This window comes from Enterococcus sp. CWB-B31 (genome assembly GCF_020567645.1).
In the GTDB taxonomy this organism is placed as follows: Bacteria; Bacillota; Bacilli; order Lactobacillales; family Enterococcaceae; genus Enterococcus_L.
Genome location: NZ_JAJDJW010000013.1, coordinates 16,518 through 39,778, shown reverse-complemented (window position 1 = coordinate 39,778; position 23,261 = coordinate 16,518). Strand labels below are relative to the sequence as shown.

The window sequence follows — 23,261 nt, the reverse complement described above, 5'->3', positions numbered from 1 at the left end:
AGTATTTTCTAATTTGCCAGTGGATGCAATTCAGAAAAATATCCAAACATATACCCAGCTTGTCTCTTGGATAAATCTCAGCAAAATCTACTGGTCTTTTTGCTGCTTCATGAAAAAGAAAGAGCAATACCTTGTTCTTCAAATGAAAACAGCATTTTACTTCGAAGTTTTCAGCTATATAAGAAAATATTTTCCAAATATTAACGAGTGAAAAATCAAATGCTTGTTATCAAAAATATGATACAGACCGTTCCGATGGATTTGAGTCGCTGGCTAAAGTAACTGAGGAAAACTGGTTGTTTTAAGCTTAATTACTTCAAAATCAGGCACATCGCATTCATGAGGCACTGCAATATATCAGCTTAGATCGGTTGTATTTGAGTCCAGTTCAACGGAAGAAGGAAATATCCTGGCAGAAGATAAGCAATGGGAGAAACTAAGTTTCATTTGCCCAATCGCTGAAGAAGTCTGGGCGTAGTTGTTTAGTGAAGAAACGAAATAAGAAACAGTCAGAGCATCTTTTTTATTGATGTTCTGGCTATTTTTGTAGAACCGTTTTCTTTTGAATAATATAAAAGCAAGCGAGAAAAGTATGGGGTATACGAACAGAACTTTACCTAAAGAGGAAAGAAGAAATTATTTTTATTGGAGAACGGAACAATGGACTGTCATATTTTTGGAGTGCTGCTCCTTCTGATCAACTATTTAAATATCCAAGTGGAAATCTTGAGTTTATACCCCGAAAACAAGAATATCGAACGAAATTTTTGTTAATTTTTCCATTTTTCTGAATTATTTTTTCATATATTTTTATTATTTTATCATTTTATGTAAAAAGGTGATTATTATAATTAATCTAAATAAAAAAAAGGTAATTACTGTTAATAGAGGGATTGCAATATCTCTAATTTAAAGATATCCTTTAAATGGGTTGAGTAAAATTGTGTAAATATTTTGGAGGAAAATGAATTATGAGCTTTTATATAGAAGCACAGTTGATTAAGAATTTAAATAGTAATTCATCTGAAAATAAAAAAAGAAATTTTGAAGTAACTTTTTCAAATTATACAGAAGATGACAAGAAAATAGAGCAAATTATTTCTAAAGGATTGAATAGCTTTCAGAAAAGAAATAGTACGGTTCGAATTGATGATGGATTTATAGAATTTTTTGAAAATAACTCGGTGAAATTAAATCTTGAATGTTCGTTTATCCACGTAATAAATGATAGAGAGCTAGAGCATTTAAGACAGGAGCTTATTACTGTTTTTCAGCCTTCAGAAAATAGTCAGGCTGCTGTACCCGCTGTTATTCCAACAAATCAGCCTGCTTTGACACCAAATCTTGCATTGGAAGTTGAGGAGATGAAGCAGGATCTCGAAGCGGCATTTGTCTCAACCGTTAACTCAAATATCAAAAGCTTCCAACATGAGTTAAGAAAAGAACTTAATGCTCAATTAGATGGTTTTCGAACTGAGATAACAAATGAAATGACCAGAATGTTAGTTGACATTAAAAATGAGACAGAAAAAAGCAGCGCTATTTTAAGTGACGATTTGTTGATGTCTCAGGAAACAAATGTTGAACTGATTCAAACAGAAATAAGACAACTCTCTCAAAAGGATAAAGGAAACTATTCCAAATTGAAGAAAAAACTAGAAAAGCTGGAGTCTGTAATTTCTTCACAGGGAATACAGAATGAAGGCTTGAAACAGTCTCTGATTGATGCGTATACGGAAACAGCAGATGATAATGAAGAAAAACTTGCATTTTTTAAAGATCAGATATCAAGCGAAATAGAAGAAAATAATCTTATTCTTAGTGAAGAACTGCAGCAAACAGAAAAAAAATTTAATGAGCAGCTGACAACAGAGACAAGAGAAATTAAGAAGAGGATTCAACAAGTTAACTTGCTTGTAACAGAAGCAAATGATTCTTCAGCAGATGCCATTGAATCTGCTGAGCTTGAGAAACATTTTTCAGCACTGACAAAACTGATCAGAGAAAGAGAAGGACAGACAAACGCAATTTTAACAACGATTCAAGAGCACAGCATTCATTTGGAAAAACGAATTGATGAAGTGAACAAACGGTCTGCCAAATTGGATCATATAGAAGAGTCTGTTTCAAAAGTAGTTTTTGATTATCAGAAGGAGAGTCAAAAGGTTTCAAAAATTGTTGAAAATCTTCTTCTTTCAACTGATGGTGAGCTCAAAATGACTAATCTACTGGATGCTATCAAAGAGAATAAAACAGAATGGTCTTCATTGTATACAGGTATTGAACAAAATCATGAAGAACTAAATAAAAAGATAACTCAGCTTGAACAAAATATACACGAAATTCAGAAAAATATGAGCCAGATTGGCACTTCTGTTTCAAGGTATAATGACGAGCATAATAAAACAGTAACGATCATAGATAAGCTTCTGAAAGAACAAAAAGCAGACATGAAAGCATTACTTCTAAACGACCAATCAAATACAAATAACAAACCACACATTGAAAAAATAGACATCCAGGCTCCTGTTGAAGAAACGAAAAAGCCTGAGCGAAAGATAGAAGCAACAAAGAGGGAAGAGCCTGAAAAGAAACAAGTCCAACAGAATGAACCACAAAAAATAGAAGCTAAAGTGGAAGTACAAAAGCAGGAAGAACCTAAAAAAGTAAAACCTAATGCTGAATTACCAAAAAACACGGAACAAAAAACAGTTGATACTGCACCTGAGGGGAATGTTGCTGAAAGTCAGAAACTAGCAAAAACAGAGCCTGTAAAAAAAGAAGAAATAAAAGTATCCGTTATTGCTCCTGAAACTAAGCCAGCTGTTGAAAAGGCTGTGGCACAGTCCCAAAGTAATTCAACGGAAAAGAACGAAAAATCTGCAGAGAAACCAGGTCATCCCAGCGCATTAAAAACAGCTGTCATGAAAGAGATCAATAATGCTGAGAAGAAAAGACTCTCAGTCAATAGAAATCAAGTTAATCCCCTGATAGATCATTACGATAAGGCAACAGATCTATTTGCGGAATCCTATACACTTCAAGGTGCAAATAAAATGTTGAAAAAGAATAAGTCTGACTACCGGGAAGCAATTATGAATGCAAATTATATTGAATATCGCTGGACTAGTATACAGCCTGATTCATACCTGTTTGAGAAATATAAGCTCAATGATTTCTTAAAAGAGGTTCAGCAGCTTCCGGAATTTTTATCACAATTGAATGCTGAAAGTAAAAAGGAATCCAGATTCAATCAAAACGTTATAAAGATAAAAAATTCTGTTTGGCAGAAACTTTCTGGATATCTTTGGCTAAGCATTTATCTTGAGAAGATCCTTGCTTTGGAAACACCACATGAGTAAATAATTAACTGCTTATAACGATTGAACCGGGACTGAATGGCGTCTCGGTTTTTTACTTTCTTATACAACCCTGAATTGTCAATTAGATGCTGAAAGTGATATCCTAGAAAATCAATAACTATCAATCCTTCATCCATTCACCAAGTATTAACTTATTTATTAGCTAAATCATGAAAACTGTGCTATATTATTTTGTTACACTTATTTAACGTGTCTTTTGAAAAGGGGAATGGTTATGTCAGATGAACAAAAGCTGGAAGAGAATTATTTGAAGGAAGTATACGATGAATTGACTGCATCTCATGAAGAGCTTAGTAATAAAGTTAAAAAATCAACAGAAGAAGGACGTTCGGCACTTCAGACAATAGACGAGGATGTTCGTTTAAATCATGATAATATATCAGATAATCTGGAGACCTATGCTATGCTTGAAATGAAGAACAGAGAAATCGATCAAATGAACATTCGTATAAAAACTGCCGAAATAGAGTTGAAAAAGGTTACCTCATTATTAGATTCACCTTATTTTGGAAAAATAAATGTTGATTTTTTAGATGAAGAGCCAGCAATGGATTTTTATATCGGCATCAGTAATTTTACTAATAAAGATGGAGAAATTCGTATATATGACTGGCGTTCTCCAGTTTCAGAACTTTTTTATAATAATAAGCTGGGTAGTTCAACATACATTGCAAATGGGAACTCCATTCATGTATCTATTAATAATCGTAGACAATTCATTATTGAAGAGGATCGGCTGATTAAATTCTTTGACACCTCAATTGCCATTCAGGATGATATTTTGTTGGAGGCGCTGGAACGAGATTCACAAAGCCTGATGAGAGATATTACCTCGACAATTCAAAAAGAACAGAATGTTATTATTAGGGACACGGAGAATCCAATTATATTAGTAAATGGGATTGCCGGCAGCGGGAAAACATCAACGATTATGCAAAGAATCGCTTATTTACTGTATCTTCTGCAAAAAAAAATTACCTCTGATGATATACTAATTCTATCTCCAAACCATCAATTTATTCAATATGTTTCAGATGTGCTGCCTTCTCTTGGGGAGAAAAATCCTTTGAATTTAACGATGATTCAGTTTGTTCAGAAATATAGTAATATCCCCTTAAATCTGGAAGAGGAGGAGCAATATTTTTCCAGAATCAATAAGAATAAGGTTGACGAACAGACAAAAATTTTAAGAGAAAAAAAGTTTGTAGATTATCTTAGAGGTTCAGATGAACTACTGCTTTCAAATTTAGATTTCTTCAAAGAAATTCGATTTAAAGGCAAAGTAATCATTACCAAAGAAAAGATTCTAGAAATCTATCATTCTACACCTGATTATCCTCAGTTGATAGATAAGCTGCAGGCAACTAAAAAACGATTAAGCAGTTATTGGGAGAGCCAGCTTACGACTCAGGCTAAAAGCAAACGAATACAAAGCCAGATTTTATCTCTTACAGAAGATGTGCAAAAGAAATACTTTGGGGAACTTATTGCTGATGATTCCGAAGCGGGTGTTATTCGATATGGAAGAACACTGCTAAGAAAAAAATATCAGCGAATTACCAAAGCTATTCAACAGATTCAGTGGATAGACAATCAAAAAATGCTGTATTTGATTTATTCGGCATATACTGAAAAGAATGATTATTCTTCTGCTGATCAAAAGTCGCTGGATGAAGCAGTTATTCTGATGATGATCTCTCAAATCTTTATTGAAAAGATAAATCTGCCTAAAATGAACTTTGTATTAATTGATGAAGTTCAAGACTATACTCCCGCTCAGCTTTCCTTGTTAATTGATTTGTTTCCTCATACAGCATTTACAATGGTAGGCGACGAGAATCAGGCGATTTTCAATTCATCCATTGATTTTACTAATATTATCCGACTATTCAAGGAGAAAAATCAGGATGTAAAACAGTATAATTTATTGAGCAGCTATCGATCAAGCGGAGCAATTACAAAAACATTTAGACAGCTAGTTACAAATGATGAGAAGATGGAAATTATTCCTATCCGACCTGATGGAGATCAGCCAAAGCTGTTTAAATTCACTCAGCAAACTGACTTACTCAGTATCTTGGAAGGAATTTTTTCTGAGTTATCTGGAAGCCTCACGATTATTACTAAATCAGAAGCAGAGGCAAAAGAAGTTGCTGGGCTCATGAAAAAAAACTTTATAGAAGGAAATAATCAATTTCAGGTGCTGCCCATCAGTCTATCTAAAGGACTGGAATTTGATCAAGTACTGATTTACGATGTTTCAAGCAGCAACTATCACACAGATCGAGATAAAAAGATTCTATATACGAGCATATCAAGAGCCATGCAGAAGCTGTTCATCACTTATAAAGGGGAGAAAAGTCCTTTTATCTCAGAATTTAGTGAATAGATTTGATGGAATACAAATAAACCAGCGGGGAAATTAAATTACTCCGCTGGTTTTAATTTTTATTATTTCTTACTTGAAAATAGCAGAAGATCGTATTTCTTTTTCTGAGATTATGGAATAATAATAAACAAGTATTATAATTGTTTTACTGTATAATATTTTTAAATAAAAGAGTCCGTAATCGGAGCCGACAGCGTGATTCGGAAGCAGAGATAATGAATAATAGCCAACAATGTGTCCCTACGTAAAGATAAGCTTTGCTGACGAGGAAGAATAATATGAATTTTGTAAACAAGAATATACTGGGCAGAAGATTAGAGAAAGTTTGTCCCAAAAACGATTATTGAAGATAACATCAATTCTCTTAAAAATAAAGGGGGACTATCTCTTCCTTTACAGAATATGAGATTACGTAGATAATCAAATTATTAGTACTGATTATTTAAGCAACTATTCTGAAAGAGGTAATAGAAGTCAGTATTTATTCTAGCACTCTTCTAAAAATAAAATTGAAATAAGTAAACCAAGCCTATTCCAATTATCTGATGGAAACAAAGCCCATAATTTTTTTGAATCCAGAAAGAATATTGGTAAAGTGCTTCTTGTACTCTAACAAAAAATATAAATGAGGTGAATATAAGATGAACCAGTTAACCGAAATACAAAAACTTCAGGATTCTATTTTTGTAAAAAAAGAAGAAGGAACTGAAGTGAACTATTTTCTGTATCCAGAGTTTGAAGTACACAAAAATGTTCTTCCTTCCAGAGCTATTCAGGAATGGCATGCGCATACTGTTGTTGAAGAAGTCATCGTCGGCATAGAAGGAATATTTCATGTGGAATCTGTTGAGAATCAGAGAATTTCAATTTTAGAAGTGAACAAAGGTGACGTAGTTCGTGTTAATAACAGTATCCATCGTTTAACAAACAGAAATAATGAAGCAGCTGAATTTCTTGTGTTTCGTTTTGTTAAAACAGATGAGGATCAGTCTGAAATGATTAAGCAGGATAAAACTGTATATAGCAAGGAACAGGTCAAGCAACTGGTTAAAAATGATAAATAAGCATTAATTTAGGAAGATAAGCTTTTGGATTTCTATTGATTATTTTACGCAGAAATTTCAAAAAATGAAGAGCATCAGTTGTTGGTAACGAACTTTGACAGCTCTTCTATGAAAAAAATTTTTGATTCTTTAATAAAACACTTTTCCCGAAAAAATTGTGGAAAAAGTGCTTTTAGTTTATAGGGTATATTCATCTATTAATCAAGGATTTTACAAAAATGGTCTTACCTGATTTCTATTTTCAGGATGCCTTTCAATTTCTCGTTCAGAAATTTCTCCGATGATATCTCGGAGTGTGATTTTTTTCATCTCATTTTCAACAGATTGCTGGAGCAAATCGTATTTCTCCAAGAGGACGTCTTGAATATTCCCTCCAACAATACAGCCGGGAGCAGTTTTGGTATCGACATGGAAGAGGTCAGAATGACTTTCCACACTTCTATAAATATCATAAAAGCTGATCTTTTCAGGCTTTCGGGATAGCTTTGGGACCGCTTTTCCACTATGACTGATAATCAAACCTGATTTTTTTAGCTGACTCATAATTTTTCTGACAGAAACCGCATTTGTTTCCACACTGGCCGCAATAACTTCACTTGATAGATCTGTTCCTTTAAATATTTCTATATACGCCAAAATATGTATGGCATCACTAAATTTCACTGAATATTTCATCAGACTTCTCCTTTCCGGATTTTTCTCTTGATTTATAGTACCACATATTATAGAATAAACCTGTAATTTTAAAAAGAACAGGATTGAGATTGGAGGAATAAGAATGAATTATTTAATCACAGGTGCAACAGGAGAATTAGGCGGACATGTTTTAACGTATTTGAAAGAATTAGTTCCCAAGGAAAACATCTATGGTCTGGCAAGAAATCCAAAGAAAGCAGAAACCTTAAAAGCTAAGGGTTTTAAGGTACGCTTAGCAGATTATGAAAATCAAGAAGCTTTGTCAGAAGCATTGGAAGGGATTGATCGGTTACTGCTGATTTCAGGAGTTCCCGGCAATCGACAGCAGGAGCATAAAAATGTTATTGATGCCGCAAAAAAGGCCGGAATTGAATTTATCGCCTATACAAGTTTGGCAAACGCCATGAATGCAAACAGCCAGCTCGCTGAAGATCACGCCTACACAGAAAGGGTGATCAAAAAATCAGGACTGAAGCATACGATTCTTCGGAATAACTGGTATCTTGAAAACGAACTTCCTGTTATTGGGGCTGCATTATCTAGTGGAAAATTTGTTTATAGTGCTGGAGAAGGAAAAGTCGGCTGGGCTTTGCGTCGGGAGTATGGAGAGGCAGCCGCAATTGTTTTATCAGGAAAAACAGAATATCCTGAAATTTTAGAGCTGTCAGGAACGCCTGTTGATTATAGAGAACTGGCGAGAGCTGTTAAAGAAGCCTCCGGAAAAGATTTTGATGTGTCGAATGGAGGAGACAACGAATTTATCGAAAATCTTACCGCAAGTGGTTTGCCGGAGAAAGCAGCTGAGGTGTTTCTGAGTTTCCAACACGATATTAAAAATAAGAAACTTGATGTATCTTCAGATGATTTTGAAAAAGTGCTAGATAGACCATTAACACCATTGGCAGCAGCTGTAAAGGAACTTTTGGACTGAATGAATAAATAAAAAAGGCTAAAAGCTTTGATTTTGGAATTGGTCCTAACAGACTGGGCATATCCCTTCAATCAAAGCTTTTTCCTGCATTAAAACATAATAATATTATATGAGTAGCAATAAAAAGGAAATAATCGATTGGTAAATACAGTAACAATTTTATCAGATGGACATTTCATGTTATTATTAGTGGAAATAGAAAAATATTACATCAAAAAATACTAAATTATACAAAAGAGAGGTGGGTTTAATGAAACTGGCAGAAGGACTATTGCTGCGTTCAGAATACCAGCAAAAACTCGAAGGCATCCAACAACGAATTTTAAAGAATCTGAAAGTTCAAGAAGGGGACGAGCCCGGAGAGTATCCAGAAACATTACTGAAAGAATATTCAAAAATAAATGAGGAGCTGAGCTTTTTGGTTACTCAGATTAATGCATGTAATCAGCAGAAAATACTGGATGATGGCCGAACGATATCAGAAGCATTGATCGCTCGAGAAGAAATGGTTCGTAAGAGAAAATTATTGGTATTGATTCAATCAACTGCCACAGATTCAAATTTTAGAAGGACAAGAGCAGAAATAAAAATTAAAACAACAGTAAATATTTCAAGGCTTCAAAGAGAGATTGATCACTTATCCAAAGAATTCAGAAAACTGGATACACTTATCAGAAAAACAAATTGGTCAGTTGATCTGTGATGCAGTAGTCCGTCGGCAGTTCATTTTCATTGAAAGCACAAACTTATAGTAAACTGGTGGGACATACATTTACTTGTGAACAATCTAACTATCATAGATCAAAAGATCAAAGAAAATCTGTAAATGCGGATTTTATACTTATGTAGATATTATTAACAGAAAAGAGGAAACAAAAATGACTAAGCCAAGAATTTATACCATGAGTTTCGCCAGTGTTTACCCTTTATACATTACAAAAGCAGAGCGTAAAGATCGTACAAAAGAAGAAGTGGACCAAATTATTTACTGGCTGACTGGCTATAACGAAGCTGGCTTAAAAAAACAGATTGATACCAATATTGATTTTGAAACATTTTTCAATGAAGCGCCTAAACTTAATCCTGATCGCTCGTTGATAAAAGGAGTTATTTGTGGTGTTAGAGTAGAGGAAATTGAAGAGCCGCTTATGCAGGAAATCCGTTACTTGGATAAATTAATTGATGAGCTGGCTAAAGGAAAAAAAATGGAGAAAATTTTGCGCAGTTGAATATGTCTGAGCTATTAGGCTTGAAAAACTGAATAATTCAAAAAACACTCGGATATGATATCGGGTGTTTTTTAATATGGACGATACTGAATTTTATTGAGATAATAAACATAATTAATGAATGAGCAGCATTTTTACTTATCTTATTATTAATGAGATGAAAGCTAAAATATTTTGTAAAGGTTAGTGAGAAGTTCTATTATTTTTGAAGGAGCAGTATAATTTGAAAAGGGGAAGTATTTTCTATGGGGAAAAATGAGTTGTTTTACGATCGCTTAATTGAAGCATTCACTTCGGTTGGGAAAGTGCAAAAAGATATCAAGGCGGCTTATGTTATCGGTTCGAGAGCTAAAAAGGAGCAGCTTACTGATCAATGGTCTGACTTGGATTTGTTAATTTATACAGAGGAGCCTGAAAAATATTTGGAAACACCAAAGTTTATTTCTCAATTTGGGACGATTTGGAGTTCCATTAAGGTTAAGACAATGAATGATGAGCAGAAACGTCTGACTCTTTTTGACGGTGGCTATCAGGTTGATATTGTGGTAAAAACCAATAAGGAATATGCGGAACAGGTTAAATCAGAAAAAGTGCCCGAAATGTTTAATCAAGGTGTTCAATTAATTGTAAACAATGCTGGGAATGGGGAACAACTGCTGCCGAATCAAGAAAATCAACTAGAGAAAATACCTTTGACAGAAGAAAATTTTGAACAGTTAAATCAGCTTTTCTGGTTTATGACCCTGTCTATCAGCAAACAATTGCTGATAGAGGAAAATTGGGCGGTTAAAGCTAAAGAACAAGCATATAAAAATGTCACATTTCAAATGATCGAATGGTACGAACTTTCTCTTAAGGACAAGAATGTTGAAGAAAAAAGCAGCGGCAGATTTATCAATGAATGGACAGAACCCTCTGTTTACAAGGCTCTTTTCAATGTTTTAGGGCAGTTTGGAATGGAAAATAACTGGGAGGCATTGCAACAATCCATTGATTTGTTTTTGAATCTGTCAGAGCCTTTGCAGAAGCTTACCGGGTTTATTATTTCTGACGACCTGCAATTGAAAGTTACAGACTGGATTGAAACCAATAAAGGGTTGAAGCAGTCAGAGAGCAGCTAAGGTGAGAGTTTATTAAAATGGCCAATATTCTCTAGCTGTCACAGGAGCAGGTGAAAGAAATGACTGCATAAAACTAGATTTAAGATAGTTTGAGTTTATCTGCATTGCTGCTGCTTTTCTCAAGAAGCTTAACAATTGATTAATGCTGGATAATCAGAGAAAATCATTAATCAAACCAAGTTATTTTAACAGGGGTTAGTGAAAATGGGGTATGATTGATTTCAAGGAATGATGTATAATAATTGAGAATTTTTATGCAAAAAAAGTCTAATTAAATATATTGTAAAGGATGGCGACAAGTGCAGCTCACTTTTAGATCAGCAAAATTAAATGATTTAGATAGAATTATGGAAATTGAACAGTCAGGTTTCTCACCAGAGGAAGCAGCAACAAGAAAAGCGATGAAAGAAAGAATTCAAGTCATTCCAGATAGTTTTATTGTTGCCACTGATCCACGAAGTAAACTTTTGGGCTATGTTGTAGGTCCGGTTATTAATGAACGATGTTTGTACGATGACCTATTCAAAAAAACTGTTTTGAATCCTCAAACAGGCGGATATCAGTCAATTCTAAGTCTTGCAGTTGCTCCAGAATATTATAGGCATGGTATTGCAGGGAAATTGCTGAAAAAATTATCAGAAGAAGCAAAAGGCCATAAAAGAAAAGGGATTACACTAACTTGTTTGGAGGAACTGATCCCTTTTTATGAAAAAAACGGGTATAAAATTGAAGGGATCTCTAGTTCACAACACGCCGGAGAAACTTGGTATGATATGATTTTAGATTTTTAGAAAAACTCTAAAAAAGGGAATACGAAAAGATGTTAAGTAAAAGATTGAAAATTAGAAGATTTGAATCAGAGGATTTAGCAGATGTTCACGACTACTTATCTGATGATGTGGTGGTAAAATATGAGCCATATGCTGTACATACTTATGATGAAAGTCATAGAGCTTTGGAAAAAATGAGTTATTCAGTAAATTTTTGGGCTATTTGTCTCAAAGAAACCGGTCAAGTAATCGGACAGATTTATCTTTCCGAGCAAGAGCAAAATAGCTGGGAACTTGGCTATGTTTTTAACCGAAAATTTCAAAAGCAGGGATATGCAAGTGAAGCAGTATCCATCTTGCTGGATGATGTTTTCATTTTCAGGATTGCACATCGAATTTCAGCAATGTGCAATCCTGAAAATGAAAACTCATGGAAGCTTCTGGAAAGAGCAGGCTTTAGAAAAGAAGGCCATCTTCTCAAGAACGTGTATTTTAACAGAGCAGTAAATGGTGATCCGCTATGGCAAGATACGTATCTTTATGGAATGTTGAAAAATGATTTTATTCACAATAATTATCAAAATCAAGGATTATCCGATTTTTAAGAATAAATTTTTTAAGGAGTACGAATGAATATTTTAGTAATTAATGGACACCCAGATAAAGAAAGCTTTTGCACCGCAATTACTGAGCAATATTTATCATCTTTAGATACAGCTAAACACACGGTTAAAAGTATTCACCTGTATAAAATGAGCTTCGATCCTGTATTAAGGCTTGGGTACAGAGAACGGATGGCTGTCGATCGATCTATTGAATACTCACAGGAGCTATTGCTGTGGGCAGATCATCTGGTCTTTATTTACCCTATTTGGTGGAGTTCAATGCCCAGTTTAATGAAGGGATGGATCGATAGAGTATTCACTCCAGGTATTGCCTATTCTTCAAATAATAAAGGCTCTTTCCTTTTAAACTTTTTAACGGGTAGACAATTTAAAAAATATCTGAAAGGAAAAACTGCTGAAATCATCACAACCTCTATGGCTCCAAACTGGTGGTATAAAATATTTAGCGGTTTTTTAAGTGTCCCTGACAGTTATGGTGTAGCTGTACTGAAAAATGCGGTATTGAATCATTGTGGGATAAAGACGAAGAAAGTTATGGTCTTGGGAGAAATGGGAAGAGAAACGAACACGTTGGAAATAAGAGAAAAATTTCTGGGAAAAGTCAGCCAGCGAGCATTAAGCTTGTAGATGTTACGGCTTAGAATGAAGAAAAAAGAAAGGCATCTTTCAGGCGATGATTCTACTTCTACAGGAAAAGAGCTTTGACAAGATTACTGTGAAAAAGATATTTATACTTGAGCAAGTATAAGTCAAAGTATTTTTATTTACACTCACTATGTAGATAAGTATGATTTTGTAGAAAGCTGTCAAAGAGAATTAATGGAGAAGGGGATTGTGATTTTTTTAAAGTATATTGATAAATGTCTAAAAATACTCATGGATTACTTATTCCTAAACCAATAAGTTAGATGTTCAAAAGGAAAGAGACGTGTCATGGAAATACCAATTCATAAGCTAGGCGATATTGTTGAACAATATTATAAGCTAGGCTATTTCAATAATGATTCATTAGAATCTGCTATCAAGAAAATGGAGGCTGATCTAGAGACAACAATAGGAATTACTTTACAGCACAATGAAAATGAGGCAGAAGAAAATTCTAGAGTTAAGCCGTCAGCGTTACAGCTTATGCTATGCTTGCTGAACCATACGTATTTCACAACTTTGATCGTTCTGTATGTGGGAGCTCCTATACACCGCCTGTATATCCATAAACCCACGGAAGGTTGACATATGAATAATATAGCTTGAACCAAATCCGCCCCTTGTATTCATGCTGTAAATTGGAGAATGTCCAGAAGCGATCACATAGGAAGTATGACCCAACCAGTTTTTTAATAATAATCAAACCGCTTTTCTCTGCTTGAAGGACTTTATATAATATATGCTTTTTAAACCATTTTAGAATTTATTATTTTATGATATAATCATTTCAAAATGTAAAGTAAGGTGTGATTGGTTTGTGGATTACTAACAGTAAAGAAATGGTCAATTTATTTTTTATTGAATTGTCCTTTATTGTTATCATCGGAATACTCATATTTTCGATTTTAGGCAAAAGAAAAAAGGCTCAATATTCTTGGGACAAGAAAAGAGGGGCAAATGTTTTTCTTGTTTCAATTGCTATTCTTCTTCTTATTGTACTAGCTATCTTTATAGGTATTTATTTATACGATAGGAATACTATTAGATTTTAAGTATGAGCATATGTTCCACCAGTTAGGTGCAAAAAATGTGGAGAGTATATTGAATGTGGGTAGCCGTGTCTTAGGAGAGTAGGCAATGAAAAGCTTGATTACCACTTGGCATTAAAATGATTCAATAAACATTGAAAGGTGGTTTTGTATGGGCATTGAAGATAGGGATTATTACAGAAAGCGATACTCGAATAAGAGCGTGAAGAACTCAAAGAAAAGCAATAGTTTTTTGCTACTTGGTGTTTTGTTGGCTGTTGCTGCGACTGCTGCTCTTATATATTTTTTCATCTGACAACCAAAAAGACTTGAACATTCTAATATGCTACCCCTGTCTAGGACACTTAATTATTTCAGTGTCCTAGACAGGGGTATTAGTTATAGGAAAAAGAAGAATGAAACTGACGAGAGAACAACGGCTCGCTTGTTGAAATGCTGATAGAAAATGATATGGTAATCCGAAAAAGCGAAGGGAAGGAGCTATAATCATGAATATTTTACTTATTACGCTACTTGCAGTTTTTCGATTGTAATCATAATGTATGCATATATCATTATTTCGTATATGAAGTTACAGAATATTAAAAATATATTTTAATTTACTAAAAATATTTAAAGGTGGTAGTATTTTGGCATGTCTTAGATTTAACAGAAGAAAAGAAACTCCCCAACAATACCATGCTCGGAGAAAAAGAGAAACTATATTGATACTTGTAATTATGGTTATAGGTTCTCTAGTGCACTTCATAAGCTGGCTATTTCAATAGAGATTTAAGTCGAAAACACAGCACTCAGAGGTTCAAAACAGGTACGAAACAAGTACAAAAGAACTTTGAATAATATATATTATGTAAACTAGAAAAATAAGGAAATTAGATACCGCTGTACTGGCTTGCTACCTGCAGTTTTTCGGCTCTATAAAACATGGGGCTGCCAAAAGTATTTTTACTTTCATCAGTCCCATGTTCATTTTTAGATAAAAAACATATTGTTTATTGTAGCCTGTCTATACTCCCTTCATTAAGATATGGTTTGACAAATTTATAAATATTCTTTCCCGGCTCTCCGTAAGTTTGGACAAGCTCGTTATGTATGTCCGATACTTTTTTATTTTTCCCTTTGACTATTTTAACGACATTCGCGAAGGATTTTTGATAAATACTAGGGAATTCTTGTTTAAATTTCTTTTCAAATTCAGTAAGTTCACTACTCTTTTGGGAAACTGACTCTCTTTTTATTTTGATAGTGATATTCATTTTTTTCCAAAAATTAACGACAAAATTATACCCACAATCATTACTAACAATCGTAAATTTTTGTTTTTCTTTTGTTTCCTTTGCGATTAAGTAGCCCAAGTAGCTGCTTAACTGAAAGTCTAGTGCGTTTTGTCCAGAATTAACTTTAATAAGATACCAATCAGCTGGTGCTATTGCTTCTAGTTGATCCAATGATATTTTCTGGCATTTATCTGTATAAAAAATATAAATTTTGTCTTGAACAGTAAGTTCTCCAATTAATTCATGGAAAGTCGCAGAGACGTTTTCAAAATCAATTAAATAGTTCATATAAAATCACCTCATATAAAAAGTATGTTTTAAAAATAGCACTTTAAGTATATCACACAATTTCTAGAGATATTTCATATTTATATAGTTTTTATATCTTTTCTCGTTACATATATGTTCTTTGAAACTAAAATCCCTCTATAGTGAATTCAGAATTGCTGAAAAATAATGGCTTACAAGTAAAGTATTAAGACTGTGATAAAACTTCTCAATTAACTGGCACATATCCGCTTTCTTCAACAAGTCGTTGTCCTTGATTGGTGAGCAGCCAATCCAATAATTTTTGTGTATTCTCATTGGCTGTTCCGGCAGTAATCCCATAGACCTCTACTGTAAATGGATAACTTCCGTCTTGAATATTTTCTTTCGAAGGTTCGATTCCATCCACTGCCAGGAGCTTAATTCCTTTATCCGATTTCATATCTGTTGCATAAAAGCGGAATGAATAGCCGACTGCAGACGAATAGTTTCTATAAGCAGCAACTCCACTGATAATACTGCCCATTCCCGCAGCGTATTCTTCTTTCATCGGAGCAAGTAGTTCTTGTCCCTCCATTACTTTTGTCAGCATAGTTGTCTGGCTGCCAGAATTTTCCGGACGTTGAAAAGCTAAGATTTTTTCGTTTAGTCCACCAATTTCTTTCCAGTTGGTTATTTTTTTCAAGTAAATATCCTGAATTTGACTCACAGAGAGCCCATCAATTGGATTCTCCTCATTTACAAAGAAAATAAAGGCTTCTTTAGCAATCGGTGTTAATACTAGTTCTATCCCCTGCTCTTCTGCCAATCTCAAATGTTCTTTTGACGGCTGAGCGGCAAAAATAATGTCTGTTTCTCCGTTGATCAAACGAGTATATGCTTCGCTTGTTTTAGAACATCTGACATAATCCCAGATGCTTTCTTTAATTATCCCACGATAGACAAATTCAGAAATGGCAGAATAAACAGGAAATGCTGCTGTAGCTCCATCTAGTTTGGGATAATCACTGTCTATAATCAGTTCAGGTTCTTCGGCAAGTCTGGCGATATCAGATTCTTCGTTGAATGGAGCATAATCATAAATATTAATTTCATCAGATATTTGAGTTACTGTATAATCTTGTTCAAGAAAAATCGTCTTTTTCCTATAGCTTTGATAAAAAGGAAGTGCCAATAACAGAGCTGCCATGAGAATCAATGAATATGCTGATCCTGTCCAGCGGCTTTTATTGCCCTTTTTCCAAGTGAAAATGGAGACCAGTACAACAACGATTGAATAGGTAATGAGAATCATAAATGGAAAAAGAGAATAATCCCCTGCAAATGAAAAAAGAAAATTAGGGACTAAAAAGGGAAATGTTAAGAACATAGCATTACTGATGTAACTACTGTCATAGCTGTAGCCGCCAAGTACCAGTGAAACTGACCAGACTACTAAGTAATAGCCTGAAACTAGAAGAAATGGTAAATATTTTTGTGTAAAAGTTTCAGGAAACACTGTTTTTTCAGTAAACCTATACCAAAGAAATACCAATAAGGCTACTCCTGCTATCAATAAAATAGGGAAAAATATCCATAAAATGATACTGAGATCAATAATCAGCGGAGTGAGAATTCCTCCATATACCAAGACTTTCGTATAATATCTTTTATTCTCCATTTTATATTCCTCACAATCAATTTCTTTTATTCAAGTATAATGGTTATTTTTTATCATTACCAGAGTAATTCAGCCTAAAAAAACTACTGCCTATTTGTCCAAGTTTCTCAGGGAAAATAAACAGCAGTCTTTCTAATTATTCATCAAAATCTCGTAATTGATCTTCTGCAGGAGCCATATGCGTATGATAGGTATCTATTTTGAAATTTAAACGATCCAGTGCTCCCTGCAATGTCTGTATTCGATTTTCCAGGATATCTTTCTGATCATCTAAAAGGCTCAGCCTGGCAGGAACCGTTCTCTTCCCTTCTTTAAACAAAGTCAGATATTCTATGAGTGCGTCGATAGAAATGCCAGCATTACGCATTTGTCTGCTGAAAGAAATCCAGCGCAAGTCTTCATCATCAAATATTCTGATCCCGATCTCACTTCTTTTAACTGGTGGAATCAGTCCAATTCGTTCGTAGTATCGAATGGTGTCTGCAGAAACACCTGTCGCCTCACTTGCTGCTTTAATGTTCATAATGATCGCCTCCTTATTTATATCGGACGACAAACTTCAACTAATTTGAATGACTCAGCCTCTGATTCATACTCATATTTCAAAATCATACAGTTAGGAAATCCCCCTTTCAATATTTCTGAAGGGTCCTGCCAATGACTTAAAAAGTGCAAGCAGGCACCTGCATGTGAAACAGCCAGTACATTTTGATGATCTCCTTTTCGCATAATATCCTGACAGGTTTTAACCAAACGTTTTCTCACTTGCTCTCTTGATTCCCCGCCATACTGAAGGAAGAAGGTACTCTTGTCTTCTGGATTTAAGTCTTCACTTTCTCCTTCAAATGTTCCAAAGTCCATCTCCTTTAATCCTTTTATTCTAGTGTAATTCAGCTGATTATGTGTGACAATCTCCAGCGTATCGCACGCTCTTTCAGATGTAGAGCTGTAAGCATGATCGATTGTAATGCCATCAAAATAGCGACTGGCTTCCTCTGCCTGCTTAATTCCTTCTTCTGTTAATGGAGAGTCGCACGCTCCCTGTATTTTTCTTCTCACATTAAACAATGTTTGCCCATGCCTCATCATATAGAATGTTTTCTTCAAAAAATTTCCTCCCAACATTTTTTCTCATTGTTATCTATTTACAGTTTACTTCTTGAAGCTCACTCTAAGTCAATTATTTAAATGTACGAATTTATAAGGTATAATACTTATACAGCTCAGGAGGAGATCATATGGGAAAAAAGATAAAACACTTTTCTTTTATTGGGATCTTTATAACCCTTTTTACAGTTACTTTGGGCTATTTTCTTCAAACAATTCTATTTCCTATACAGGACTTAAATACTTTGTCAAAAGAAGAGCTGCTAAAAACACAAAAAGAAGCTGCCCTAAATTATGATTTAGGTATTGTACTAATGAACATATCCGTAGTCCTTATAATCATTTTTGTATTCATTTACTTGTTTTTGTATATAAAAAATAAGTAAAAATATTTTTACTCAGCAACCTTCAAAAACCAAACCAACTTTGCAACAGCAATTGTCAGTGATTCATTAGCTTATCAAGGTTTATTGTGATGTTTAGACTATAGTTAATCTTTAAAATCTGTCGTCTCTTCGTTGTTTCATCTCTTTATCCAATTTCTTCTGTGCCTTCTTAGCTCCTCTGTCCAAATCTTTTCGCAGTTTGCGAGCAGCAAATGATTCAAAGAGCGAATCAAGATCATAGCCAGATGGATAAAGTTCATCTGCAGTACGAAGCAAGGTTAATCTTCGCAGAGGAACTTCAATCATTTCTTTGTCTACATAAACAAGTCCATTGTACTCATTTTCTGTTTCAAAATACAGACCGATTTTCTGTGAATCATTCAAGCATACCCGATCACCTTTTGAAAATTCATAATTCGCAGCTTGGGTAACTGATTCAGGTTTTGCCTTTGTGACAGAATGAAACGCTTGTTTGCTTCGATTATAAGACCGATTTTTTAGATACTCGGCTGCCTGAGTTAGTACACGAGCATTTATCTTCATTTTTTCAGCAATCCAAAATGCATGACTCTCTCCTGTTTCTCCTAGTAACAACCTATATTTAGGCGTTAATGTATCCGTTTCAAAGGCCATCCCTGCGGTAGTAAAGTCCTCATGCTGAAGAGCAAATTCTTTTATTTCTCCGAAATGGGTTGTTGCTATTACTAGGCTTCCTTTTCTATACATTTCTTCCATTAAAGCGATACCAAGTGCTGCTCCTTCATTAGGATCTGTCCCGCTTCCTATTTCATCCAGAAGCACCAAGGTATGACGATTTACCTGTTTTAAAACATCAGACAGATTCTGCATATGACCAGAAAATGTACTTAAAGAATTTTCAAGACTCTGCTGATCACCGATATCAATAAAAATATTATCGAATACAGCTATATCTGTCCCCTCTTCATTTGCGATCAAGATGCCAAACATCGTCATCAATGACACTAAAGCAACAGTCTTCAAAACAATCGTTTTTCCTCCCGCATTCGCACCGGTAATAATTAATGCCCGGTTATCCACTCCCAAATCCAGAGTCAAAGGTATCGGATCTGTTAACAGCGGATGTGTCACATTCTTTAAAATGATTCGTTCTTCTTTATTAATCAGAGGCTTCTTTCCATTAATTGAACGACTGTATTTTCCTCTGGAGAAAATGATTTCCAGTTCGGTAACAACGTCCATACAATAACTGATTGTTTCCATTTGTTCGCCAATCAGACCTGTCAGATACGCCAGCAGCTGATATACTTCACCTACTTCTGCTGCACGTTCCATAATCAGCAAATCATTGTATTTTCTGACAGTATCCGGCTCAATAAAAACGGTAGTTCCTTTTGAGGACTGATCAATAATTGTACCGGACACCTGTTGCTTGAATTCGATTTTGACAGGTACAGTATAGCGTTCATCCTTCATCAGAATCAGACGATCCTGCAGCTTTTTCTGATTTTGCCCGTTAGCCATAAACTTACGCAATCGCTGATCTATTTCTTTTTCCAGTTTGGCAATTTGTGACCGAATACGTTTTAGTTCCTTCGAGCTTTCGCTATTCACCCGGTTTCCTTGTATGAATTCATAGATAACGGAAGCAATATCTGAAAAGTCAGTCAAATCATTTGTGTAAGAATACAGGATTGGTGTCTGATATTGGTTTTTCTCAAATAGCTTGGCAATCAGCCGAAAACTTCTAAGGAAATCAGCATATTCAACCAGCTCCCCAGCTTCAAGAACCATTCCTTTATTAATTTGATTAGTCAGCTGTTCAATCCTGCTTAAGCCCATAAAAGGAACGTGCTGACCGCTGGATAAAATAGTTACAGCTTCTTCTGTTTCATCCAGCCATCGTTGAACAGCAGCTTCTGAAGTAGACGGCTCTCTTTTATCTATCGTATTTTTAGCAAATTGACTAAAAGCATATTTTTTTAGTTCATCTTTTATTATATTAAATTGTATAGCATTATAAATATTTTTATTCATGATATCCATCCCTTTCAGATAAGATACCTGACGATCAGTCAATAAAATTGTTCAAAAAAAGACGGTATGATTCTACCGTCTGCATCATTCTTAATTATAAATTCGACAGGTATCCATGCGCACAACAAATAAGCTTCATTTTTTACTTACTTGTTTATTAAGTTGCTTAATTAGATACCTAGGACACTCACCCAAAGCCCTCGTTTCTTTTTCTGAACAATTTCATTCACATACACTATTATACTGAAATTAAGCGGAATTGCAACTAGGATTTTTCAGCAATATCCTCAGCTATCATTTCAGCTTTGGACTTCTCAATAAGTACATTTTTTCCTGTTAAGATATACGCTGAGAAAATTCAATTTTTTTCGTAATAAATTTCACTTTTGCGAAATTTGTAAATTGAAACCGCCACGCCAGTACTGCTTTTTTCTCGCTGTACCTTTTTGTAATCGTATTAAAAGCTTTATTTACTAGATCACCATTCAGCAGGATTGCCTGACCATTTAGAAAAAGTTCAAGCTTCTTTTCCAGTATAAGGGAGTAATTGCTGACTGCAGTATCTGATTTTAGTATCTTACCGCAGCTGAAACACTTCTTCTGATGTTTCAGACAGTACATTTCGAATATTCGTTAAAATAACTCCTCTCTTATACAGTTAATTTTTATTATGAAAGTGAATGCTCAGACTATCAAACGTAAAATAGAATACGTCCCACTCTCAGAAAACTTTCATTTACCTAATTTCTTCTATGATTTCTTCAATATTTATACTATAATTGCTAAACATGATTGGTTGAAAGGAGGATTGGTAATGATTGATTGGAGTATCTTACTGAAAATTTTTGTGATTAATTTTGCTTACATCACATTAAACACAATACGTTTTATGCTGACGATGAAGGGGTACAGAATCCTTGCGCCAATTGTGAGCATGGCTGAAATAACAATTTATGTCCTTGGACTCAGCTTGGTTTTAAATCGATTGGATGACCCCTTAAACCTGGTTGTCTATGCATTGGGCTATGCTGTCGGGATTAGTGTCGGGATTAAAATTGAGGACTATCTTGCCCTTGGCTACATTATGGTTACTGTTATTCTACCCTCCACAACGAAAGAGCTTAGTCTCCCTGAACAGCTGCGTGAACATGGTTATGGTGTTACAGAAAGTGCTGCGATGGGCAAAGATGGTGAGCGAATGGTACTGGAAATCCTTTCTCCCAGAAAAAATGAGCGGAAGCTGTATAAGCTGATCAATGAAATAGAACCACGGGCATTTATGATCTCCTATGAACCAAAATATATTTCCGGTGGTTTCTGGACGAAAAAAATTAGAAAAAGAAACTGAAGAGTTTGGGACAGAAATAAAGTTCCAAACTCTCTTCATATCTACACCCGAATAAACGGCGGTACAAAAGCAAAAATTCTTTTTGCGACGAGTAACCGCAGGAGCAACTCCTTCGGAATTAAGCCGAACTATCCTGAAAATATGAGGAGCTCCAGGAAGGTATCAATTCACAGCTATTCATTCTATGAATAGTGTTCCTTGACAATTTTCGGATATTCCTTCTTAATTCTCGGAGCTGATCGTTTTTGTCCCGACCTCTTCTTATTTATATCTAAACTACTCATATTAACTTTAGTTTACATAATATTTTTATGGTTAATTATATTTATAATAAGTCAGATAATCCTGATTTTCTAAATATAATTCCAAACAAGTCTGATAAAATAATCGTTTTTTCAATAGCCGTTGATTCTTATCTATAATTTGTTGAAATTTATCCGTATAAGCACTTAAACTTATTGTCAGCGGAGGATTCTCCTCAGTTATAATCGGTACTTGAAGCACCCAACCATCTTCTGTTCTTGTCAAATCATTTGTAACAACGAGTGACTCCAAGAATATATTTCTCTTGTCAGCAATTTTTCTCTTCTTTAAAACAGCACGAACGATTCGATAAGCTTGAGCTGCAAAATACTCACTGTCTACATCTCCTATAAGCTCCTGTAAAGGCTGATACACGAAGGGTAAACCGTCTCCGCTTGTAACCGTCATGGTATCAAAATAAGCAGCAAGATTAAGCGGAACAGCTTCTTTTTTGTGGACAGAAACAAATGTCAGTTGGCCATTTCCTGTTTCTACTCTTTTATAGAATGATGGGGAGGCAGTTTCGTTTATTCCGAAGAAATAGTCTTCTTCGTTTGAGAAAAGAATCTCCCATAAAATATCTCCATAAAAACGTACTTGTTCAGCTGGTGTCTGGCTTTTTAAAGACTCTTTTAGCTGGCTTGCCAGTTCCAGTGGTTTTATTTGAAGCTCTGATTGTTGGAACAGAGGGAAATTTAGTGAGTACCGTCGTTCTTCTCGGTTAACTAATCCAAAGCGAATCATTTCTTCCAGAAACTGTTCGAATTGCTTTTCATTGATAAATACTTTTTTTAATTCCCTGAGGATGATCTCTTCTCCTTGATGATCCAGTAAGTAAAGGCTGATTTTCTCAAAAAGAGGGTTCTTAACTAGCTTATCCAGTTTTTTCTGTTCTTTATTCTGATAATAATAGATTATTTTTGTCATTTAGCTACTACTCTCCTGCAGTTCTTTCCATTAAATGTGTCTTTCCATGAAACGAAGAGACTGAGAT

Annotated in this window: 20 protein-coding genes; 13 read left to right on the top strand and 7 right to left on the bottom strand. The window is 34.7% G+C overall.

Features of this window, described 5'->3' with window-relative positions:
* Window positions 1-971 precede the first annotated feature (971 nt).
* The 3 genes from LI954_RS11675 to LI954_RS11665 all read left to right on the top strand — a co-directional run bounded on the left by LI954_RS11675 (window position 972) and on the right by LI954_RS11665 (window position 6,836).
* Entirely contained in the window at window positions 972-3,362 is a 2,391-nt protein-coding gene (locus tag LI954_RS11675; protein WP_229444562.1) for a hypothetical protein, read from the top strand.
* Between the two features lie 229 nt (window positions 3,363-3,591).
* Window positions 3,592-5,772, top strand: coding sequence for a HelD family protein (locus LI954_RS11670; protein WP_229444561.1), 2,181 nt, complete (start codon window positions 3,592-3,594; stop codon window positions 5,770-5,772).
* Between the two features lie 641 nt (window positions 5,773-6,413).
* The gene (locus LI954_RS11665) at window positions 6,414-6,836 is read left to right on the top strand and encodes a cupin domain-containing protein (protein ID WP_229444560.1); all 423 of its coding nucleotides are present in this window, start codon (window positions 6,414-6,416) and stop codon (window positions 6,834-6,836) included.
* A 210-nt stretch (window positions 6,837-7,046) separates the two neighbouring features.
* Here the strand turns inward: LI954_RS11665 and LI954_RS11660 are convergent, their stop codons facing one another.
* Window positions 7,047-7,511, bottom strand: coding sequence for an Rrf2 family transcriptional regulator (locus LI954_RS11660; RefSeq protein ID WP_229441009.1), 465 nt, complete (start codon window positions 7,509-7,511; stop codon window positions 7,047-7,049).
* 103 nt (window positions 7,512-7,614) lie between these two features.
* Between LI954_RS11660 and LI954_RS11655 the strand changes: the two genes are divergently transcribed.
* The 8 genes from LI954_RS11655 (at window position 7,615) to LI954_RS11620 (ending at window position 13,439) form a co-directional block, all read left to right on the top strand.
* Window positions 7,615-8,463 carry an SDR family oxidoreductase gene (locus LI954_RS11655; protein WP_229444559.1) on the top strand — a complete coding sequence of 283 codons (849 nt, stop codon included), beginning with the start codon at window positions 7,615-7,617 and terminating at the stop codon, window positions 8,461-8,463.
* 250 nt (window positions 8,464-8,713) lie between these two features.
* A complete protein-coding gene (locus LI954_RS11650) occupies window positions 8,714-9,166 on the top strand; it encodes a DIP1984 family protein (protein ID WP_202068986.1) in 453 nt (150 codons plus the stop codon).
* 175 nt (window positions 9,167-9,341) lie between these two features.
* On the top strand, window positions 9,342-9,692 hold the full coding sequence (locus tag LI954_RS11645) for a DUF2200 domain-containing protein (protein ID WP_229444558.1): 351 nt from the start codon (window positions 9,342-9,344) through the stop codon (window positions 9,690-9,692).
* Window positions 9,693-9,937: 245 nt separating this feature from the next.
* Window positions 9,938-10,813: an aminoglycoside 6-adenylyltransferase gene (locus tag LI954_RS11640; protein WP_229441011.1), complete on the top strand. Its 876-nt coding sequence runs from the start codon at window positions 9,938-9,940 to the stop codon at window positions 10,811-10,813.
* A gap of 299 nt (window positions 10,814-11,112) precedes the next feature.
* Window positions 11,113-11,604 carry a GNAT family N-acetyltransferase gene (locus tag LI954_RS11635; RefSeq protein WP_229444557.1) on the top strand — a complete coding sequence of 164 codons (492 nt, stop codon included), beginning with the start codon at window positions 11,113-11,115 and terminating at the stop codon, window positions 11,602-11,604.
* 29 nt (window positions 11,605-11,633) lie between these two features.
* On the top strand, window positions 11,634-12,188 hold the full coding sequence (locus LI954_RS11630; RefSeq protein WP_229444556.1) for a GNAT family N-acetyltransferase: 555 nt from the start codon (window positions 11,634-11,636) through the stop codon (window positions 12,186-12,188).
* A gap of 24 nt (window positions 12,189-12,212) precedes the next feature.
* Window positions 12,213-12,836, top strand: coding sequence for an NAD(P)H-dependent oxidoreductase (locus LI954_RS11625; protein ID WP_229444555.1), 624 nt, complete (start codon window positions 12,213-12,215; stop codon window positions 12,834-12,836).
* Window positions 12,837-13,142: 306 nt separating this feature from the next.
* Window positions 13,143-13,439 carry a hypothetical protein gene (locus tag LI954_RS11620; protein ID WP_229444554.1) on the top strand — a complete coding sequence of 99 codons (297 nt, stop codon included), beginning with the start codon at window positions 13,143-13,145 and terminating at the stop codon, window positions 13,437-13,439.
* A 1,456-nt stretch (window positions 13,440-14,895) separates the two neighbouring features.
* Here the strand turns inward: LI954_RS11620 and LI954_RS11615 are convergent.
* The 4 genes from LI954_RS11615 to LI954_RS11600 form a co-directional block, all read right to left on the bottom strand.
* The gene (locus LI954_RS11615; protein WP_202068858.1) at window positions 14,896-15,468 is read right to left on the bottom strand and encodes a PIN domain-containing protein; all 573 of its coding nucleotides are present in this window, start codon (window positions 15,466-15,468) and stop codon (window positions 14,896-14,898) included.
* 208 nt (window positions 15,469-15,676) lie between these two features.
* On the bottom strand, window positions 15,677-17,107 hold the full coding sequence (locus tag LI954_RS11610; RefSeq protein ID WP_229444553.1) for a PstS family phosphate ABC transporter substrate-binding protein: 1,431 nt from the start codon (window positions 17,105-17,107) through the stop codon (window positions 15,677-15,679).
* A 136-nt stretch (window positions 17,108-17,243) separates the two neighbouring features.
* Entirely contained in the window at window positions 17,244-17,630 is a 387-nt protein-coding gene (locus LI954_RS11605; RefSeq protein WP_229444552.1) for a MerR family transcriptional regulator, read from the bottom strand.
* Between the two features lie 17 nt (window positions 17,631-17,647).
* A complete protein-coding gene (locus LI954_RS11600; RefSeq protein WP_229444586.1) occupies window positions 17,648-18,193 on the bottom strand; it encodes a histidine phosphatase family protein in 546 nt (181 codons plus the stop codon).
* 152 nt (window positions 18,194-18,345) lie between these two features.
* Here LI954_RS11600 and LI954_RS11595 point away from each other — a divergent pair, with 152 nt between their 5' ends.
* Window positions 18,346-18,600: a hypothetical protein gene (locus tag LI954_RS11595; protein ID WP_229444551.1), complete on the top strand. Its 255-nt coding sequence runs from the start codon at window positions 18,346-18,348 to the stop codon at window positions 18,598-18,600.
* A gap of 111 nt (window positions 18,601-18,711) precedes the next feature.
* On the opposite strand, the gene LI954_RS11590 is transcribed toward LI954_RS11595, so the two are convergent.
* A complete protein-coding gene (locus LI954_RS11590) occupies window positions 18,712-20,616 on the bottom strand; it encodes an endonuclease MutS2 (RefSeq protein WP_229444550.1) in 1,905 nt (634 codons plus the stop codon).
* A gap of 814 nt (window positions 20,617-21,430) precedes the next feature.
* On the opposite strand from LI954_RS11590, the gene LI954_RS11585 reads away from it, so the two are divergent.
* Window positions 21,431-21,964, top strand: a complete 534-nt coding sequence (locus LI954_RS11585; RefSeq protein ID WP_202068865.1) for a DUF2179 domain-containing protein — start codon at window positions 21,431-21,433, stop codon at window positions 21,962-21,964.
* A 315-nt stretch (window positions 21,965-22,279) separates the two neighbouring features.
* Here the strand turns inward: LI954_RS11585 and LI954_RS11580 are convergent, their stop codons facing one another.
* Window positions 22,280-23,194, bottom strand: coding sequence for a DUF1803 domain-containing protein (locus tag LI954_RS11580; protein WP_229444549.1), 915 nt, complete (start codon window positions 23,192-23,194; stop codon window positions 22,280-22,282).
* Window positions 23,195-23,261 lie beyond the last annotated feature (67 nt).

Bases quoted from the DNA above. Each gene is read 5' to 3' on its own strand.
- LI954_RS11675 (WP_229444562.1), top strand. From the start codon at position 972: ATGAGCTTTTATATAGAAGCACAGTTGATTAAGAATTTAAATAGTAAT.
- LI954_RS11670 (WP_229444561.1), top strand. From the start codon at position 3,592: ATGGTTATGTCAGATGAACAAAAGCTGGAAGAGAATTATTTGAAGGAA.
- LI954_RS11665 (WP_229444560.1), top strand. From the start codon at position 6,414: ATGAACCAGTTAACCGAAATACAAAAACTTCAGGATTCTATTTTTGTA.
- LI954_RS11660 (WP_229441009.1), bottom strand. From the start codon at position 7,511: ATGAAATATTCAGTGAAATTTAGTGATGCCATACATATTTTGGCGTAT.
- LI954_RS11655 (WP_229444559.1), top strand. From the start codon at position 7,615: ATGAATTATTTAATCACAGGTGCAACAGGAGAATTAGGCGGACATGTT.
- LI954_RS11650 (WP_202068986.1), top strand. From the start codon at position 8,714: ATGAAACTGGCAGAAGGACTATTGCTGCGTTCAGAATACCAGCAAAAA.
- LI954_RS11645 (WP_229444558.1), top strand. From the start codon at position 9,342: ATGACTAAGCCAAGAATTTATACCATGAGTTTCGCCAGTGTTTACCCT.
- LI954_RS11640 (WP_229441011.1), top strand. From the start codon at position 9,938: ATGGGGAAAAATGAGTTGTTTTACGATCGCTTAATTGAAGCATTCACT.
- LI954_RS11630 (WP_229444556.1), top strand. From the start codon at position 11,634: ATGTTAAGTAAAAGATTGAAAATTAGAAGATTTGAATCAGAGGATTTA.
- LI954_RS11625 (WP_229444555.1), top strand. From the start codon at position 12,213: ATGAATATTTTAGTAATTAATGGACACCCAGATAAAGAAAGCTTTTGC.
- LI954_RS11620 (WP_229444554.1), top strand. From the start codon at position 13,143: ATGGAAATACCAATTCATAAGCTAGGCGATATTGTTGAACAATATTAT.
- LI954_RS11615 (WP_202068858.1), bottom strand. From the start codon at position 15,468: ATGAACTATTTAATTGATTTTGAAAACGTCTCTGCGACTTTCCATGAA.
- LI954_RS11610 (WP_229444553.1), bottom strand. From the start codon at position 17,107: ATGGAGAATAAAAGATATTATACGAAAGTCTTGGTATATGGAGGAATT.
- LI954_RS11605 (WP_229444552.1), bottom strand. From the start codon at position 17,630: ATGAACATTAAAGCAGCAAGTGAGGCGACAGGTGTTTCTGCAGACACC.
- LI954_RS11600 (WP_229444586.1), bottom strand. From the start codon at position 18,193: ATGAGGCATGGGCAAACATTGTTTAATGTGAGAAGAAAAATACAGGGA.
- LI954_RS11595 (WP_229444551.1), top strand. From the start codon at position 18,346: ATGGGAAAAAAGATAAAACACTTTTCTTTTATTGGGATCTTTATAACC.
- LI954_RS11590 (WP_229444550.1), bottom strand. From the start codon at position 20,616: ATGAATAAAAATATTTATAATGCTATACAATTTAATATAATAAAAGAT.
- LI954_RS11585 (WP_202068865.1), top strand. From the start codon at position 21,431: ATGATTGATTGGAGTATCTTACTGAAAATTTTTGTGATTAATTTTGCT.
- LI954_RS11580 (WP_229444549.1), bottom strand. From the start codon at position 23,194: ATGACAAAAATAATCTATTATTATCAGAATAAAGAACAGAAAAAACTG.